Raw genomic sequence first — 1,235 nt, 5'->3', positions numbered from 1 at the left:
TGCAGTTTTGAAATCGCAGACCGGATAGTTCGTTCCGGTTCCACGCCTCAGCTTCTTCATTGGTTCGCCGCGCGCCGGCTAAAGCCCGAACGGGTAGGTGTCGGGAACGCCGGTTCTTGCATGCTCCGGGCCAAGCGGCGTCACTGCCGCGGTTTTGTCGAACCATAGGAACGCGTCGAACTGCCGGGGCAGGGAAGCGTCCGCATAGTGGCTGCCCAGCTCGGTTTCCGGCCGGTAGATCACCCCGATGAATCGCTCCAGCCTGCGTTCCAGCAGCCGCTCACGCAGCGTTGTGTCGCGCCCGAGGTCGAGCAGGAACCGCGACACAAGGGAATCGTGGCAAAGCCGTTCGTAGCTGTCGGCGTGCGACGCGCGGATTTGCTTCACCTCCATTTTGCCGTCCCAGTCGCTGGCGGCCGCTACAGTGCCGGAATGCGTGCCCATACCGATCAGCGCTGCCTCATCCCCGAAACGCTGCCGGCAGAGCTGGCCGATGTTCAGTTCGTCCCTGACGACGCCCATCTCGGTAAAGCGGGCATCGCCGATATGGGAATTGTGCGCCCACACCACGGCCTTGGCGTTGGGGCCGCCGGCATGCAGCAAATGTTCCAACGTTTCGAACATGTGCGTGTCGCGCAGGTTCCAGGACTCCGCGCCGCCATAGTACATGATCCGGTAATAGTGTTCGGCGGACGCGATCAGCCGGGCATTCTGACTGGCGTCGAGAAAGTCGGTGCCGTCCCTTTTTGCATATTCGAGCTGTTTGGCGAGCAAGTCCCGGCATTGTTCCAGCACCGCTTTCTCGCATTTTTGATAGCCGGCGGTGAGCACCGCGCGGCCGTAGGTGGACGGATCGTGTTGCCAGGGCGTCAGGCAGCCATAGCGTTCGCGCGCGATCTTGGCTGCCGGGGGATCGACCCGGTCGAGATAATCGAGGACCGCGCCGATGGAACCGCTCATATTGTAGATGTCGAGGCCGTAGAACCCTGCTTGCGCCGAAGGCTCTAGCTTCTCGTTGTGACGGCGCATCCAGTCGGTGAAGGCCGCGACATCGGTGTTGCGCCACATCCAGGTCGGAAATCGCTGGAATGGCGCGCCAGTGCCGGTTCGCGGCCGACGATGGCGAACATAGCGGTCGATCGCCGCTGCGTCGGGCCAGTCCGCCTCGACCGCGACGATGGTGAAGCCGTGGCGTTCGATGAGCCTGCGGGTGATCGCCGCGCGCGCCCTGTAGA

1 protein-coding gene is annotated in these 1,235 nt (G+C 63.2%); it reads right to left on the bottom strand.

Going from position 1 to position 1,235, the window contains the following annotated elements:
• Positions 1-78 precede the first annotated feature (78 nt).
• The coding region (locus EN939_RS16710; protein ID WP_164751033.1) for an erythromycin esterase family protein at positions 79-1,235 on the bottom strand (1,157 nt) is incomplete at its 5' end.

It is taken from the genome of Mesorhizobium sp. M7A.F.Ca.CA.002.05.1.1 (assembly GCF_003998335.1).
Lineage (GTDB): Bacteria > Pseudomonadota > Alphaproteobacteria > Rhizobiales > Rhizobiaceae > Mesorhizobium.
This window is presented reverse-complemented; position numbering and strand designations above follow the sequence as displayed.